General features: G+C 69.3%; 16 protein-coding genes. 4 read left to right on the forward strand and 12 right to left on the reverse strand.

Annotated elements, in window-relative coordinates; all coding sequences use genetic code 11:
- Nucleotides 1-15: 15 nt before the first annotated feature.
- The 5 genes from ACJEIK_RS18035 to ACJEIK_RS18055 form a co-directional block, all read right to left on the reverse strand.
- Nucleotides 16-564, reverse strand: coding sequence for a hypothetical protein (locus tag ACJEIK_RS18035; protein WP_082934570.1), 549 nt, complete (start codon nt 562-564; stop codon nt 16-18).
- Between the two features lie 22 nt (nt 565-586).
- A complete protein-coding gene (gene nadC / locus ACJEIK_RS18040) occupies nt 587-1444 on the reverse strand; it encodes a carboxylating nicotinate-nucleotide diphosphorylase (RefSeq protein ID WP_061002324.1) in 858 nt (285 codons plus the stop codon).
- Nucleotides 1444-3042 carry an L-aspartate oxidase gene (locus ACJEIK_RS18045; RefSeq protein WP_346416707.1) on the reverse strand — a complete coding sequence of 533 codons (1599 nt, stop codon included), beginning with the start codon at nt 3040-3042 and terminating at the stop codon, nt 1444-1446. Before ACJEIK_RS18045 ends, nadC begins: the two co-directional genes overlap by 1 nt.
- 1 nt (nt 3043) lies before the next feature.
- Nucleotides 3044-4057 carry a quinolinate synthase NadA gene (nadA, locus tag ACJEIK_RS18050; RefSeq protein ID WP_064857986.1) on the reverse strand — a complete coding sequence of 338 codons (1014 nt, stop codon included), beginning with the start codon at nt 4055-4057 and terminating at the stop codon, nt 3044-3046.
- Nucleotides 4058-4220: 163 nt separating this feature from the next.
- Complete coding sequence (locus tag ACJEIK_RS18055) at nt 4221-5120, reverse strand: hypothetical protein (RefSeq protein WP_205848898.1); 900 nt, start codon at nt 5118-5120, stop codon at nt 4221-4223.
- 134 nt (nt 5121-5254) lie between these two features.
- On the opposite strand from ACJEIK_RS18055, the gene ACJEIK_RS18060 reads away from it, so the two are divergent.
- Nucleotides 5255-5947, forward strand: coding sequence for an NUDIX hydrolase (locus ACJEIK_RS18060; protein WP_064857989.1), 693 nt, complete (start codon nt 5255-5257; stop codon nt 5945-5947).
- 87 nt (nt 5948-6034) lie between these two features.
- Nucleotides 6035-7363 (forward strand): lipase family protein, encoded by a 1329-nt coding sequence (locus tag ACJEIK_RS18065; RefSeq protein ID WP_133427191.1) that lies wholly within the window; start codon nt 6035-6037, stop codon nt 7361-7363.
- Here ACJEIK_RS18065 and ACJEIK_RS18070 read toward each other — a convergent pair.
- From ACJEIK_RS18070 to bioB, 3 genes are read right to left on the reverse strand one after another with little or no spacing between them, the layout of a single operon-like run.
- Nucleotides 7320-7991, reverse strand: a complete 672-nt coding sequence (locus ACJEIK_RS18070) for a DUF2567 domain-containing protein (RefSeq protein ID WP_082761898.1) — start codon at nt 7989-7991, stop codon at nt 7320-7322. The genes ACJEIK_RS18065 and ACJEIK_RS18070 overlap by 44 nt on opposite strands.
- Nucleotides 7988-8227, reverse strand: a complete 240-nt coding sequence (locus tag ACJEIK_RS18075; RefSeq protein ID WP_020103208.1) for a hypothetical protein — start codon at nt 8225-8227, stop codon at nt 7988-7990. Before ACJEIK_RS18075 ends, ACJEIK_RS18070 begins: the two co-directional genes overlap by 4 nt.
- A gap of 11 nt (nt 8228-8238) precedes the next feature.
- Complete coding sequence (gene bioB, locus ACJEIK_RS18080; protein WP_061002338.1) at nt 8239-9246, reverse strand: biotin synthase BioB; 1008 nt, start codon at nt 9244-9246, stop codon at nt 8239-8241.
- A 61-nt stretch (nt 9247-9307) separates the two neighbouring features.
- Here bioB and ACJEIK_RS18085 point away from each other — a divergent pair, with 61 nt between their 5' ends.
- The gene (locus ACJEIK_RS18085; RefSeq protein WP_406802385.1) at nt 9308-9919 is read left to right on the forward strand and encodes a TetR family transcriptional regulator; all 612 of its coding nucleotides are present in this window, start codon (nt 9308-9310) and stop codon (nt 9917-9919) included.
- Between the two features lie 232 nt (nt 9920-10151).
- On the opposite strand, the gene ACJEIK_RS18090 is transcribed toward ACJEIK_RS18085, so the two are convergent.
- From ACJEIK_RS18090 to ACJEIK_RS18105, 4 genes are read right to left on the reverse strand one after another with little or no spacing between them, the layout of a single operon-like run.
- Nucleotides 10152-10661, reverse strand: coding sequence for a 2'-5' RNA ligase family protein (locus tag ACJEIK_RS18090; protein WP_133427190.1), 510 nt, complete (start codon nt 10659-10661; stop codon nt 10152-10154).
- 1 nt (nt 10662) lies between these two features.
- A complete protein-coding gene (gene bioD, locus ACJEIK_RS18095; protein ID WP_409430073.1) occupies nt 10663-11355 on the reverse strand; it encodes a dethiobiotin synthase in 693 nt (230 codons plus the stop codon).
- A complete protein-coding gene (locus tag ACJEIK_RS18100) occupies nt 11352-12494 on the reverse strand; it encodes an 8-amino-7-oxononanoate synthase (protein ID WP_409430074.1) in 1143 nt (380 codons plus the stop codon). Before ACJEIK_RS18100 ends, bioD begins: the two co-directional genes overlap by 4 nt.
- Before the next feature lie 36 nt (nt 12495-12530).
- Nucleotides 12531-13823, reverse strand: coding sequence for an adenosylmethionine--8-amino-7-oxononanoate transaminase (locus tag ACJEIK_RS18105; RefSeq protein ID WP_409430075.1), 1293 nt, complete (start codon nt 13821-13823; stop codon nt 12531-12533).
- A gap of 112 nt (nt 13824-13935) precedes the next feature.
- Here ACJEIK_RS18105 and ACJEIK_RS18110 point away from each other — a divergent pair, with 112 nt between their 5' ends.
- Complete coding sequence (locus ACJEIK_RS18110) at nt 13936-16092, forward strand: acyltransferase family protein (protein WP_409430076.1); 2157 nt, start codon at nt 13936-13938, stop codon at nt 16090-16092.
- Nucleotides 16093-16095: the final 3 nt, after the last annotated feature.

A 16095-nucleotide genomic window follows, 5' to 3' on the forward strand; every position in this document is an offset into this window, starting at 1 on the left:
CGGATGGGTCAGCGGCTACTTGCAGATGTCGCTGATCTGCTTGCTGTCGGCGCCGGCGTCGTCCAGGCGCACCTTCTGCTGCGGGTCGTCGGTCTGTGAACCGGCCGTCGCGGCGGCCCCGATGTCCAACAGGGTGTTGGCGTACTTGCGCGCCGCCGTCGCCAGGTCGGCGGGGGCGGCCGGATCGATCCGGTTCAACAGGTACTGGCCACCGGTGATCAGCGCCAGGCGAGCGTTGGCCGCCACGGCCAGCGCGCCCGTCGTGTCGTCCGGGCCGCCGGGGACCGCCAGGTTGGTGTTGATCGCGATGCCCTTGCTGACGGTCTTCATGGCGTCACAGAGCGCGATCTTGGCCGTGTCCTGCTCGGCCTCGGTGTACTTCTTGTCTTGGTTCTTCACCGCGTACAGCGCGTAGCCGCCGACGGCGATGGCGATCAGGCCGATGACCACGGCCGCAATCGCGATGATCTGCGTGACGGACATCGAACCCGACGCCTCATCGGTGTCTTTTGCGGCTTTGCTCAGCGTGGTGGTCTTGTCTTCGGTCTTCTCGTCTTCCGCCATGCTCGTGATAGTAGCGGCCGAGTCAGGTATCGAGGCCGACGTCGAGCACCCGCACCGAATGCGTCAAAGCGCCGATGGCGAGGAAATCCACGCCGGTCGCGGCGTAGGCCGCGGCAGAGTCCAGGCTCAGCCCGCCCGACGATTCCAGCTTGGTGCCGGGCGCGCGGGCGTCACGGCGCTGCACCGCGATCTGCGTCTGCCAGACCGGGAAGTTGTCGAGCAGCACCAATTCGACATTCTCACCGAGGATTTCGTCGAGCTGCTCGAGCGAATCCACCTCGACCTCGCACGGCAGCCCGGGCGCCGCCGCACGGACCGCCTGCAGTGCCGCGAGCACCGACCCGGCGGCTGCGACGTGGTTGTCCTTGATCAGCGCGGCATCGCCGAGCCCCAGCCGGTGGTTGACCCCGCCGCCGACGCGCACCGCGTATTTCTGCAGTAACCGCAGTCCGGGCAAGGTCTTTCGGGTGTCGCGGATCGCGGCTTCGGTCCCCGCCACCTCCTGCACCCAGCGGGCCGTCTCCGAGGCGATCCCCGACAGGTGGCACACGATGTTGAGCATGGTGCGTTCGGCCGTGAGGAGATCTCGCGTCGGGGCTTCGACGGTCAGCACGGCGTCGCCGGGTTTGACCTCGGCACCGTCCTCGGCGCGGTCCAGGATCCGGTAGGCACCCTCGCCGATCACCTTGTCCAGCACCAGAACCGCGATGTCCAGGCCCGCGATGACGCCCTGCTGTCGCGACACCATGGACGCGACCGTGGTGGCGTCGGCAGGCACCGTCGCCGCCGACGTGACGTCCGGTCCGTAGCGCAGATCCTCATCGAGCGCGCGATCGATGATCGCGTGCGCGTCTGCCAGTTCCGCTGCGGTCAATGCCATCAGTTACACGCTCCTATCGGCAGGGCGGCCACCGCACGCCCGGCGGCGTCCAGCCGCACATCGATCGACATCCCGAACGCCGGATCGCGATCCGGATGGTCACTGCGGTGGTGGCAGCCACGGGATTCCGCGCGCGCGGCCGCAGCTGCGGCCACCGCCGACGCCGTCACGGTCAAGGCCGCATCCTCGACGGCAGCCCGGTCCGACATGGCCGCACCGCGGGCGCCGGCGAGCAACTCGCTCAACTGCCCCAGTCCGGCGGCGTCGCGCACCACCGATGCGTACTTCGTCATGTCACGTTGCAGCGCATCGCGATCCAACGCGGGCCGCTTGCCCAGATCCGGCTCCGGCACCCGGTTTCCGCCGGCCTGGCGGGCCTGCTCGGCCGCCGCACGACCGGCTCGGGCACCGACCACCAGCCCTTCCAGCAGGCTGTTGGAGGCCAGCCGATTACCGCCGTGCATGCCGGTGCGCCCGACCTCACCGGCTGCGTACAGGCCGGCCATCTCGGTGCGGCCGTACACGTCGGTGACCACCCCACCGCAGCTGTAATGCGCACCGGGCACCACCGGAATCGGTTGGCGCGCAGGGTCGATACCCGCAGCCAGGCACGCGGCCGTGACCGTCGGGAACCGGGCGGCGACGTCGGGGACGCCGCGGGCGTCGAGGTAGACGTGGTCGTCGCCGGTGGCCGCGAGGCGGGCGTCGATGGCGGCGGCCACGACGTCACGCGGGGCCAGGTCACCCATCGGGTGCACGCCGTCGGTCACCGAATCGCCGCGGCGGTCACGCAGGATGGCGCCTTCGCCGCGCAGCGCTTCGGTGATCAGCGGGCACCGGCCCCCGGCGGCGCCGGTGTACAGCATGGTCGGGTGGAACTGGATGAATTCGATGTCACGCACCGGCAATCCGGCCCGCAGCGCCAGGGCGACGCCATCGCCCGTCGAACCGTCCGGGTTGGTCGTCGCGGTGTACAGCTGCCCCAGTCCACCGGTCGCCAGGATCACCGACGGCGCCGTCAGCACCCCGGGTCCTTCGGGACTCAGGACCAGCAGCCCGCTGACTGCTCCGTCGTGGTGCAGCACCTGCAGCGCAACATGATTGGGCCGGATATCGAGCGTCCTCGTCGCGGCGGCCAGGGCACGCTGGACCTCGGCGCCGGTGGCGTCACCGCCGGCATGGATGATGCGCCGCCGGCTGTGCCCACCCTCGCGGGTCAGGGACCAGTCCCCCGGCCGGACTTCGTCGAAAATCGCGCCGGCACCGACCAATTCCCGCACGGCGGCATAGCCGTCGGCGACGATCGAGGTGACGGCGTCGACGTCGCACAAGCCGGCCCCGGCGGCGACGGTGTCGGCGACGTGCGCCTGCACCGAGTCATCGGTGTCGGGGATGACGACCGCGATCCCGCCCTGGGCGTAGGCGGTCGCCGTCTCGCCGGACTTGCCGACGACCACGACCCGGCTACCGGCCAGCTGCGCGGCGCGCGCCGCCGCCAGGCCGGCCACCCCGGTGCCGACGACGATGACGTCGGCCCGCTGACGCCAGTAGCCACGTCCGCCGCAAGCAGCCGGCCGACGGCCCACGTGGGCGCTCACGCTATTCCCCGCCGCCGGGCTGCCCGATCGCGATCATGCGCTGCACGCTCAACCGAGCTGCGGCTGCGACATCTTCATCGACGTGAACTTCGTCGGCGCCGTCGCGCAGGCAGCGCAGCAGCGCGGCCGGCGTGATCATCTTCATGTACGGGCAGGACGCCCGATCGTTGACGGCGAGGAACTCGGTTTCCGGTGCGGCGCGGCGCAACTGGTGCAGCATGCCGATCTCGGTGGCGACGAGGACCTGCTTGGCGTGCGTCTCGCGGGCGGCGTCGAGCATGCCGCCGGTCGACAGGATCTTGACCCGGTCGTCGGGCACGGCGCCCTCGCCCGCGAGGTACAGAGCCGAGGTGGCACAACCACATTCGGGGTGCACGAAGAGTTCGGCATCGGGGTGCGAGCGGGCCTGGTCGGCGAGCTCGTCACCGTTGATGCCGGCGTGCACGTGGCATTCCCCGGCCCAGATGTGCAGGTTGTCGCGCCCGGTCATCCGGCGCACGTGCGCGCCGAGGAACTGGTCCGGGCAGAACAGCACGGTCTTGGCCGCGGGAATCGAGGCGACGACCTCGACGGCGTTCGACGACGTGCAGCAGATGTCGGTGAGGGCTTTGACGGCCGCGGTGGTGTTGACGTAGGACACCACAACGGCGTCCGGGTAGTCGGCCTTCCAGGCCCGCAGGTCGTCGGCGGTGATCGAATCGGCCAGCGAGCAGCCCGCCCGCTGGTCCGGGATCAGCACGGTCTTGGCCGGCGAGAGGATTTTGGCGGTCTCGGCCATGAAGTGCACACCGCAGAACACGATGGTGTCCTCGGCGGCCTCCGCGGCGATGCGGGACAGCGCCAGCGAGTCACCCACGTGGTCGGCGATGTCCTGAATCTCGGGCAGCTGGTAATTGTGCGCGAGGATTGTGGCGTTGCGCTCCTTGGCGAGGCGACGCACCTCGTCTGCCCACTGCGCGTCGGCGACCACGTCGCCGAAACCTTCGAACTCCGCCGCACGGTCCAGAACCGTCATGGCCGTCTCCTTTGAACCTGGCCAGGTTTTCGACTTATGATCGAAAACATGCCACATACTAGCACTGCACACGAGATGTTCACCTTCGTGTACCGCGTGCGACAGCAGCCGGCCTGAACCTCACCTGGCTTGACCAGTAAAGACAGCTGCGGCCGGCCGGACCTCACTGGGCGTCGGGGCGGTTCCGGAAGTTCTGCCAGGTCTGCCGCGTCCGGACCGCGATGGCGTCGTTCGCCGTTCCGCTGCCGTCCCACAGTCCCCGACTGGCAACCAGCACGATGGGCCAGAAGTACGCCGCGACATCACGCACCTGACGGATCGGGATTCCCGTGGACACGGCGGCGTAGTGCAACCAGTAATCGTCCGCGCGGGGGCACACCTGGGCGAACACGTCCCCCCGATCCCGCAGTGCCCCAAGCAGTTCCGGCGGGTAGGCAACACCGGATACGCCTGTCGCGAAGACCGATTCGGAGGCTTCGGTCGTCGTGCACATCGGCCAGGTGCGGTAGGGACCGTCGCTGCGGATCCGCGCCCGGAAAGCGGTGACCTCGCCGGGCCGATGCGCGGCCAGCAGCTCCGCGAGCCAGCTGGGCGGGTAGTAGACGTCGTCGTCCGCGGTGACGAGCGTGCAGTCGGGTTCCTCCGGCAGTATCTCGTTGAGATACGGGAAGTACTTCTTGTGCGGCCCGTAGTCGCGGCAATGACGAATTTCCAGCCCACGTGCCTGCAATCGCTTCAGCGTTGCCGGCGGATCGAGGTACGCGTCGCGGTCATCCAGCCACAGGATCAGTCGGTGCGGCTTGACGGTGCCGGCGCCGATGGTCTCGATCGTTTGCCACACGGTGGAAATCCGCTTGCCATAACTCGTCAACGACACGTTGGCGGCACCGGTGCCGACGATCGGGTCAACAGACCTGCGGTTTCGCACGAGCAGGCGTGGACCGAGTGTGCCCAGCTCCGCGAAGGTGAACATCCACCCGAGCGCATCTGTTGGACGAATGCCGATATTGCGCATGGCCCACCGGCCTTTCCCCCGCGTGCCGAACACGAAGATTTGCTGCATTCGAGGGTGAGTCTAACGGCGGGACGGACTTTCTTCCTGTCGGAAATCGCCTGCGATTGGCACGCCGGATTTGCCGTCTCGCCACACCGACGATCGCTTTTGCGCTCCCACGTTTTCGACTTAAAATCGAAAACGTGACGGATGTGGGTACTGCGCATGAAGTGCTCGCCGTCGTGTTCCAGGTGCGTCACCTCGACAGCAAGCAGCCGCAGCTCAGCGTGCTGCTGTGGGAGCGCGCCATGGAGCCGCAACGCGGCGCGTGGTCCCTGCCCGGCGGTCAGCTGCGGCACGACGAAGACATGGTCAGTTCGGTCCGGCGTCAACTCGCCGAGAAGGTCGACCTGCGCCAGCTGACCCACCTCGAGCAGCTCGCCGTGTTCTCCGAACCCAAGCGCGTGCCCGGCCCGCGCACCATCGCCTCGACCTTCCTGGGTCTGGTGCCCTCCCCCGCGACACCCGAGCTGCCGAGTGACACGCGCTGGCATCCGGTGTCGGCACTACCAGGCATGGCCTTCGACCACGGCCCCATGATCACCCACGCCCACGCCCGGCTGGTTGCCAAGATGTCCTACACCAACATCGGATTCGCCCTGGCGCCAAAGGAATTCACCCTCAGTACCCTGCGGGACATCTACGCCGCCACGCTGGGCCACCCGGTGGACCCGACCAATCTGCAGCGCGTGTTGGCACGGCGCGGCGTCATCACCCCGACCGGCACGACGGCCCGCTCCGGCCGCAGCGGCGGCCGACCCGCCGCGCTGTACCGGTTCACCGACTCGACATACCGGGTTACGGACGAGTTCGCCGCGCTACGCCCACCTAGTTAACCTACGGACCGTGACGTAGGTCACTTTCCGGCCACATTTTGCGCGCCAGAATTGGTTTTTAAGGGTTCCTTAAGACATGATTTCCCGATGACCATGGGCAATGCAGCCAGGGCGTTCGACGCCGAGTGGATCGGCCAGCCGTACCACGAGGAACTCCGACCCGGCATCCGCCCACTGCGGCCCAGCGAGGACACGTTCTACGTGCCGCCCGTCGGCTTCGAGCTCACCGTCCCCGGCACCGTCCTGCGGTCCCGCGACGTCGAACTCGGCTTCATGGGCCTCATCCCCCAGGGCGTCACCGCCACCCAGCTCCTGTACCGCAGCACCGACCTGGGCGGCAGCGCGCAGGCCGCGGTGACCACAGTCCTGCTGCCCGTCGGCCACAACCCGGACACCCGCTGCCCCATCGTGTCCTACCAGTGCGCCATCGACGCGGTCTCCGACGCCTGTTTCCCGTCCTACGCCCTGCGCCGCGGTTCGCGCGCCCTGGGCTCGGTGGCGCAGCTCGAGTACATGCTCGTCGCCGCGGTCCTCGCGCAGGGCTGGGCGGTGTCCATCCCAGATCACGAGGGCACCGACGGCATCTGGGGCGCCCCGCACGAGCCCGGCTACCACATCCTCGACGGCCTCCGCGCCGCCATCAACACCGAATCGCTCGGCCTTTACGCCGACGCGCCGATCGGCCTGTGGGGCTACTCGGGCGGCGGCCTCGCCAGTGCCTGGGCCGCGGAGGAGTACGCCAACTACGCACCCGAACTCAACGTTGTCGGCGCCGCCCTCGGCTCTCCCGTCGGCGACCTCGCAGAGGTGTTCCGCCGGCTCAACGGCACCTCGAAAGCCGGCCTGCCGGCCACGGTGATCGCGGCCCTCATGCACATCTACCCCGGCCTCAAGCGCATCATCCATGAGCACGCCACCGAAGCCGGCAAGGCCATGCTGCGCAACATCGAGGGCATGACCACCGGCGAGGCGGTTCTCCGGCACGCCGGACTCGACTTCGACAGCCTGCTCAAGTCGCCGCTGCAGGAGGTGCTCGACACTCCCGAGGTCCAGCACGTCTTCGAGAGCATCAAGCTCGGTAAGACCGCGCCGACGCCGCCGCTGCTCATCATGCAGGCCGTGTACGACCAGATCATCTCGGTCGGCAACATCGACGAGCTGACCGACACGTATGTCATGGGTGGCTCGCACGTGACCTACCACCGCGACATCCTCAGCGAGCACATCGCCCTGCACCCGCTGGCCGCGCCGATGACGCTGAACTGGCTCGCCGAGCGATTCGACGGCAAGCCGCTCGGCCCCACGGTGCGTACCTCGTGGCCGGCCCTGCTGAACCCCGCGACCTACCTCGGCCTGCTCAAGCTCGGCGTCGTCAGCACGAAGGTTCTGCTGGGACTTCCGATTGGGCGTCGGTAGCCGCGGGAGCGGCGGCAGCCGGTAGCCGGACCGGCGCCGGCTCGACCGGCGGCCAGGCGCCCAGATCGTCGCGCTTGGTCGCCAGTGTGCAGAACAGATAGACCAGCGCGGCAATGCCGGCCGGGAAGATCAGCGTCGTCGCGATGACCCACGGCGAGTGGCCGAAGAACACCGGCGGCGCCTCGACGAGGTAGCCCACCCGATGCTCGGGAGACAACGGCGCGCCCGCGAGATCCGGTGTCCCGTAACGCCAATGCGCGACGACGGCGCCGACACCGGTGAGTGCGCCCGCGGCCGCCACATTGCCGAGCGCCAGCGCGCCGGCCAGGAGCGGCCCGCGATGCGCGCGCCACTGCCACACCAGTGTCGCCGTGACCACGGCGATCACCGTCAACAGACCGACCGCCAGCGCGCCGCCCAGGAAGACCCGGTCCGATTCGTCACCGAAGTACCCGTGAATGCGCTGACCCTTCTTGGTCAGCGCGACGACGGCGTCGACCGGCGGGGCGAGAAACGCCCACAGCACTCCACCGAGCGCGCCGGTCAGCGTCAGGCCGACGACGACCCGCAGCGCCGCGGCGCGATGCGAAAGCTTCGGCGGCAGTGCGGTTTCAGCGGTCTGGGTCACCGTTGGGTTTCCAGGTCCTTCGAGTCCACCACCCCGTGCCGCGAGCACTTGGCCCACCAACCGTCGGGGCGCACCTGCACGACCATGCGCCGGCCGCATTCGGCGCACCACCGGGGCGCCTCCAGCCCGAGCTGGGCCGTGGTCGGCATGACGGCGCCGTCGACGGCATCCGCCGCGACACCGGTGTACACGTTGAACTTGCCGGCACTGACGGGTGCGGGCAATTCTCTGGTCATCACGTCTAGTTCTACAGGGTGGCGTTCAGAGCCTTGATCGGCATCTGCAGATCGTCCAGCAGCTCCAGGTCGGACTCGGCCGGACGACCCAGCGTCGTCAGGTAGTTGCCGACGATGACGGCGTTGATACCGCCCAGGATGCCCTGCTTGGCGCCCAGGTCGCCGAGGGTGATCTCGCGGCCACCCGCGAAGCGCAGCATGGTGCGCGGCATGGCCAGGCGGAACGCGGCGACGGCGCGCAGCGCGTCGGCGGCCGGCAGCACCTCGAGGTCACCGAACGGGGTGCCCGGGCGCGGGTTGAGGAAGTTCAGCGGCACCTCGTGCGGGTTGAGCTCGGCCAGGTTGGCGGCGAACTCGGCGCGCTGCTCCAGGGTCTCGCCCATGCCGAGGATGCCGCCGCAGCAGACCTCCATGCCGGCCTCGCGGACCATCTCCAGCGTCTTCCAGCGCTCTTCCCAGGTGTGGGTCGTGACGACGTTCGGGAAGTACGACTTCGAGGTCTCCAGGTTGTGGTTGTAGCGGTGCACACCCATGGCCTTGAGCCGGTCGACCTGCTCCTGATCGAGCATGCCCAGCGAGCACGCGATCTGGATGTCGACCTCGTTGCGGATGGCCTCGATGCCGGCGGCCACCTGGGCCAGCAGGCGCTCGTCGGGCCCGCGCACGGCGGCGACGATGCAGAACTCGGTGGCACCGGTCTTGGCGGTCTGCTTCGCGGCCTCGACGAGGCTCGGGACGTCCAGCCACGCGCTGCGCACCGGAGACGCGAAAAGACCCGACTGCGAACAGAAGTGGCAGTCCTCGGGGCAACCGCCGGTCTTGAGGCTGATGATGCCCTCGACCTCAACCTCGGGACCGCACCACTTCATGCGCACGTCGTGCGCGAGGGCCAGCAGGTCTTCCAGTCGGTCGTCGGGCAGCTGCAGAACCTCGAGCACCTGCTCTTGGTTCAGGCCTTCGCCACGCTCGAGCACCTGCTCGCGGGCTACACCCAAAACATCGGTCGCGGCCTGAGTCATCGGCACTCCTTACTTCAGGCCGACTGCGGCCTACAACTTGAACGGTGTTTAGGATACAGACGTGCAACTGCACCGAAGCGACGTGGTGGCCAAGGCCGCCGAAATCCTGGACAACTACGGGATCGCCGACCTGACCATGCGCAGGCTGGCGCGGGAACTGAGCGTCAGCCCCGGCGCCCTGTACTGGCATTTCGCCGACAAACAGGAGCTGCTGGGCGCCGTCGCCGACCGGCTGCTGGCCACCGCGGCGACCGTGCCGGCCGCCGGCACCTGGCCGGACCGCATCGTCGCCCTGTGTTCGGCGCTGCGTGACGCGCTGCTGTCCGCGACCGACGGCGCGGAGCTGGTCTCGGCCAGTTTCTCCGCCGGCCGGTCTGCCGAGCTGAGCCGCATCGTGACTGCTCTCACCGAGGCATGTGCCGAATCGGGGCTCACGGCCCATGACGCCGACCTCGCGGCCCGCACCATCGTCTACTACGTGCTGGGCTTCACCGCCGACGAGCAGTCCCGCATCCAGTGGGACGCGGCCGGCGCCACCGTGGCCGACAGCGACGCGGTGTGGTCCGAAAACGCCGGTGGCCGTTTCGCTTTCGGCCTGGGCCTGCTCGTCGACGGCCTCGCGGCGCACGGGGACGACCGCCAGCCGTCGGTCGACGCCCTGCGCGCCCGGTAGAGCGTCCAGTCGACGCCGCCTGACCGGATCAAAGCGCCAGTACGCATCACTGCGAAGACGTGAAAAGTCCGTGAGTGCAACCACGTTGGCGATCTGCCCGCGGTGATTGCCCTGAGGGACGTCTGAGGGCTTCGAGGCGTACCTGACGTCAATCACGACAGGTGTCGATATCTCGTGATTGAACTCAGGGACATTCGGCCCAGCCGGTTCTCTCCGCGCCCGCGAGGGCGGGTCAGCGGATCTGAATCTCCGTGCGCTCGTTGCCGTTCCACAGCCGCAGCCCGCTGGCGGTGGCGCTGACCTCGGCGGGCCGGCCGGCGATACCGAGGGCGCGGGCAAGCCGGTCCGGCGGGACCCGGCGCGCCAGGGTGACGTGCGGCGTCCAGTCGCCCGGTTCGGTGTGTGGCATGGGGCCCGGCCGCAGGTGTGGCGCGCTGAGCCGGCAGACCTCGGCGTGCAGGTCGATCAGGTCGCGGCTGGGCACCACGAGTCGGGCGAGAATTCCGGCGGAGCGGCCGAACACCAGCGTGGCACCGAGGCGGACGGGGAACGCCAACCGGTCGACGACACCGGCGAGTGCCGCCAGCACCGCCTCGTCGATCTGTTGTGCGACGCACAAAGTGGCGTGCGGACGGGCGGCGGGTGGCTGTGCGGCGATGCCCGCATCCCTAAGGTCATCCCAGGCGCGCCTGATCACGGCCTCGGTGTCGAGGTCGAACAACAGCTCGACCGAGTGCACCATGTCAGCCGACCAGGCTCGAAACCCATTGCGGATCAAATGCTTTCGCACTGACGGCAGCGAACTCCGCGGGCGACAACCGGCCCGCGCCGTCGGGCAGCACGGCGCGCACCGGAGCGATGTCCGCGAGCGCACTCCGATTGGAGGTTTCCGCGAGCCCCGGTTCGTGCGGCCAGCTGCCGATCACCAGTCCGGCGCAGGCGATGCCGTGCGCGGCCAGCGACTCGACGGTCAGGCCCGTGTGGTTGAGAGTGCCGAGGCCCGGTGCGACGACGACCAGGACCGCGGCCCCGAGCTCGACGGCCAGGTCGCGCAGCGTCGTGCCGTCGGCGCCGAGTTGGACGAGCAGTCCCCCGGCACCCTCGACGAGCGTCAGCTGACGGGGCCGATCGACGTTCCGGACCAGAGCGACGAGCTCGCCGCGCGCCGGCAGCGTAAGACCGGCCAACTCGGCCGCCGCGAGGGGCGCCAGCGGTTCGGGGTAGCGCCAGCCCGGCACGAGCGAGGTGATGTCGGCCAGCCGCGCCACCTCGGCGAGATCGTCGTCGCCGTGCCCGGCCGCGGGCGCGATGCCGGTCTGCACCGGTTTACAGACCGTCACGTCCAGCCCGGCCTGGCGGGCGGCACTGGCCAGCGCCGCGGTGCCGATGGTCTTGCCGACTCCGGTATCGGTACCGGCGACCAGGAGCACCGTCACGACTGCACCAGCGCGAGCACCTCGCCGAGCACCCGCCCGGCCAGGTCGAGCTCGGCATCGTCGAGCGACGCGCGCGCGGTCAGGCGCAGCCGCGAGGTGCCGGCCGGCACCGACGGCGGGCGGAAACAGCCGACCCGAACGCCGCGGTCCAGGCAGGCCGACGCGGCGGCCAGCGCGACCTCGGGGTCGCCCAGGATCACCGACACGACGGCGGAATCAGGCGTATCGACGGCGCCGCCGAACCGGGCCAGCGTCGCGGCGTGGGTAAGCACGGCCTGTGCCCGCCACGGCTCGGCGATGAGGACCTGCAGCGCGGCTTGCGCGGCGCCGACGGCCGCCGGGGCCAGCCCGGTGTCGAAGATGAAGGTACGCGCGGCGTCGATCAGGTGGGCCCGTACTGCGGCCGGGCCGAGCACCGCGCCGCCCTGGCTGCCGAGCGACTTGGACAGCGTCGTCGTCACCACGATGTCGGGGGCACCGGCCAGACCCACCTCGTGCACCAGGCCACGGCCACCGGCGCCGCGGACGCCGAGGCCGTGGGCCTCGTCGACGATCAGCAGCGCACCGTGCCGGCGGCACACCTCGTGCAGGGCGCGCAGCGGGGCGAGGGCGCCGTCGGTGGAGAACACCGAATCGGTGATCACGACGGCGCGCTCCTCGGACCGGCTGATCAGCGCGGTCTCGACGGCGCCGACGTCGTTGTGCGGGGATACCACCACCCGCGCCCGGGACAGCCGACAGGCGTCCACCAGCGACGCGTGGCTGTAGGCGTCGGAGACGACCAGAGAACCGGGGCCCGACAGCGCCGCCACCGCGGCGATGTTGGCGGTGTAACCGGACGAGAACACCAGCGCCGACTCGGCACCCATGAATTCGGCCAGCTCGGCCTCGAAGTCCTCGTGCAATTCGGTGTTGCCGGTCACCAGCCGCGATCCGCCGGAGCCCGCACCCCAGGTGTGCAGCGCCGTCACGCCGCCTGCGATGACGTCGGGATGCTGCGTCAGGCCGAGATAGTCGTTGGACGCCAGGTCCAGTTCGGTGGCCACCGCGGGCCGGACCCGCAGCGACCGGCGCAGCCCCTCGGCCCGGCGCCGGCGTTCGACATCGGCGAGCCAGGCCAGCGGCGAGTGCTCGGTCATCGGCGCGCTCCTGACTCCAGTGCTATTGAACGGTGTTCAGGTTAACGCACGGGCAACGGCGACCACAGCAGAGGTGACCTGGTCGATCTCGGCGGGTGTGCAGATGAAGGGCGGCATCACGTACAGCAGCTTGCCGAAGGGCCGCAGCCACACGCCGTGCTCGATCGCGGTGACCGTGGCGAGCGCCATGTTCACCGGTTCGCGCATCTCGACCACGCCGATTGCGCCCAGCACGCGCACATCGGCGACCGACGGCAATACGGCCGCCGGCGCGAGACCTCGCCGCAGCCCCTCCGAGATCTCCGCGACCCGGGCTTTCCAGTCCTGTCCCAGCAGCAGCTCGACGGCTGCCACCGACACCGCGCACGCCAGCGCGTTGGCCATGAACGTCGGCCCGTGCATCAGTGCGCCCGGCTCGCCGGAGCTGATCACCCGCGCGATCTCCCCGGTGCACAGCGTCGCCGCCAGCGTGACATAGCCACCGGTCAGCGCCTTGCCGACGCACATGATGTCGGGGCTGACGCCGGCGTGGTCCGCGGCGAACAGCTCTCCGGTGCGCCCGAAACCGGTCGCGATCTCGTCGAAGATCAGCAGCACGCCGTGCCGCGTGCAGATGTCGCGCAGCGCCGTCAGGTAGCGCGGGTCGTGGAACCGCATGCCACCGGCGCCCTGGACCACCGGCTCGACGATGACGGCGGCGAGCTCGTCGACGTGTGCAGCGAGCTGGGCCTCGAAGGCCTCGACATAGGCGGGGTCGAATTCGGTGGGTACCCGCGGCGCGAAGATCTGCGGCATCAGGACATCGGTCCAGATGGAGTGCATGCCGCCGTCGGGGTCGCAGACGCTCATCGGGGTGAAGGTGTCGCCGTGGTACCCGCCGCGCCATGTCATCAGCTTGTGCCGGCCGGGACGGCCGAGGCTGCGCTGGTACTGCAGCGCCATCTTCGCGGCGACCTCGACGGACACCGAGCCCGAGTCCGAGAAGAACACCGTGTCGAGACCGGCCGGGGTGATCTCGACGAGCAGCTGCGCCAGCCGCGCCACGGGCTCATGCGTGAGGCCGCCGAACATCACGTGGTTCATCCGGCTCAGCTGCCGCGTGATCGCGGCGTCGAGCACGGGGTGCCCGTGCCCGTGCACCGCCGTCCACCACGAGCTCATCGCGTCGATGACCTGGACCGGGCGACCTTCGTGGATGAGGGTCAGCATGATGCCGTGCGCCTCGGTGGCAACCACCGCCGGCAAAGCCTCGGCACCGATGGTGCTGTACGGGTGCCAGATGTGGGCGGTGTCGATCGCCGAGATTTCGGCAGGGTTCAGCGCTGGCACGAGGACCGAGCCTAATCGCCCTGCAGGCACGTCGAAACCGGCCTACTCAGCGGGCGGGCGACTCGCCGTTACATGAACCAGACCTGGATCTTGGGTAGATTGACATCCGACCATGACGACTCTTGCAGCACCGCGGCCGGCGTCGCAGCCCGGGTCGGGCAACGCCGTGCACGTCACCGACAGCGGTGCGGACTCTGCTGCGGGCAACGCGCCCAGCGGGTTCTACCGCCACGACCTGGACGGTCTGCGCGGCATCGCCATCGCCATGGTCGCCGCCTTTCACGTCTGGTTCGGCCGCGTTTCCGGTGGTGTCGACGTCTTCCTGGCGCTGTCCGGTTTCTTCTTCGGCGGCAAACTTCTGCGCATCGCGCTGACGCCCGACGCGCCGCTGTCCCCCGGACCGCAACTGCGCCGCCTGGTCCGTCGCCTGCTGCCCGCCCTGATCGTCGTCCTGGCCGCCGGCGCCGTGCTGACCATCGTGATCCAGCCCGAAACGCGCTGGGAGACGTTCGCCGACCAGAGCCTGGCCAGCCTCGGCTACTACCAGAACTGGGAGCTGGCCGAGACCGCCTCGAACTACCTGCGGGCCGGCGAATCCGTCAGCCCCCTGCAGCACCTCTGGTCTATGTCGGTGCAGGGCCAGTTCTACGTCGCGTTCCTCGCCCTGATCTTCGGCTTCGCATATCTGTTCCGGCGCCGGCTCGGCGACCGGCTCCGCCCGGCGTTCATCGCGCTGCTCAGCGTGCTGACCGTCGCGTCGTTCGGCTACGCGATCTTCGCGCACCAGGCCGACCAGGTCAGCGCCTACTACGACAGCTTCGCCCGCGCCTGGGAGTTGCTGCTCGGCGCGCTCGTCGGCGCGCTGGTGCCGTCGGTCCGGTGGCCGATGTGGCTGCGCAACGTGGTGTCGATGGTCGCGCTTGCGGCCATCCTGTCGTGCGGCGCGCTGCTCGACGGCGTCCGCGAATTCCCCGGCCCCTGGGCGCTGGTTCCGGTCGGCGCCACCATGCTGTTCATCCTCAGTGCCGCAAATCACACCGAGCGGCTGCCCGCGCCGAACCGGCTCCTGGCCACGGGCCCGTTCCTGTCGCTCGGCACCATGGCGTACTCGCTGTACCTGTGGCACTGGCCGCTGCTGATCTTCTGGCTGGCCTACAGCGGCCACAGCCGGGCCCATTTCGTCGACGGCACCATCGTGCTGCTCGTCTCCGGGGTGCTGGCCTGGCTCACCACCCGCTACGTCGAGAACCCGCTACGCCGGCCGTCGACGACGGCAAGTTCCACCGGACTGGCCGGGCTGCGGCGTCCCACCGCCGTGTTGGGAACGCTCGTCGCCGTGCTGGGCGTGTCGCTCACCGCCACCGCGTTCACCTGGCGCGAGCACATGAACATCGAGCGGGCCAACGGCAAGGAGCTCGCCACGCTCAACCCGGTCGACTACCCGGGCGCGCGGTCGCTGCTGCGACACCTCAAGGTGCCGAAGCTGCCCTTCCGCCCGACCGTGCTCGAAGCCAAGGACGACGTACCGGCCACGACGGCCGACAGCTGTATCGCGGACTTCGACGACCTGTCCATCCGCAACTGCTCCTACGGCGACGTCGCCGCGACCCGCACCGTGGCGCTCGCCGGCGGTTCGCATGCCGAGCACTGGATCACCGCACTGGACCTGCTCGGCAAGCGCTACCACTTCAAGGTGGTCACCTATCTGAAGATGGGTTGCCCACTGTCGACCGAGCAGAACCCGCTGGTGATGGGCGACAACCGGCCGTACCCGAAGTGCTACGAGTGGAACGAGCTGGTCATGCCGAAGCTCGTGGCCGACCACCCGAGTTTCGTCTTCACCACCTCCACGCGGCCCTGGAACATCAAGTCCGGTGACGTCATGCCGGGCACGTACATCGGAATCTGGCAGCGCCTGTCGGATGCGAACATCCCGATCCTCGCCATGCGCGACACCCCGTGGCTGGTGCGGGACGGTAAGCCGTTCTTCCCGGCGGACTGCCTTGCCAGCGGCGGCAATTCGACGTCATGCGGTATTGCCCGCTCCGAGGTACTGTCCGACCACAACCCGACCCTCGATTTCGTCGCGCAGTTCCCACTGCTGAAACCGCTCGACATGAGTGACGCGGTGTGCCGCCCTGACATCTGCCGCGCTGTGGAGGGAAATGTGTTGCTGTATCACGACTCTCATCATCTGTCCGCCACGTACATGCGCACCATGACCGCCGAGCTCGGCCGCCAGGTCGGGGCTGCCACCGGCTGGTGGTGAGCT

Source organism: Mycobacterium sp. SMC-16 (assembly GCF_046250085.1).
GTDB classification, from domain to species: Bacteria; Actinomycetota; Actinomycetes; order Mycobacteriales; family Mycobacteriaceae; genus Mycobacterium; species Mycobacterium phocaicum.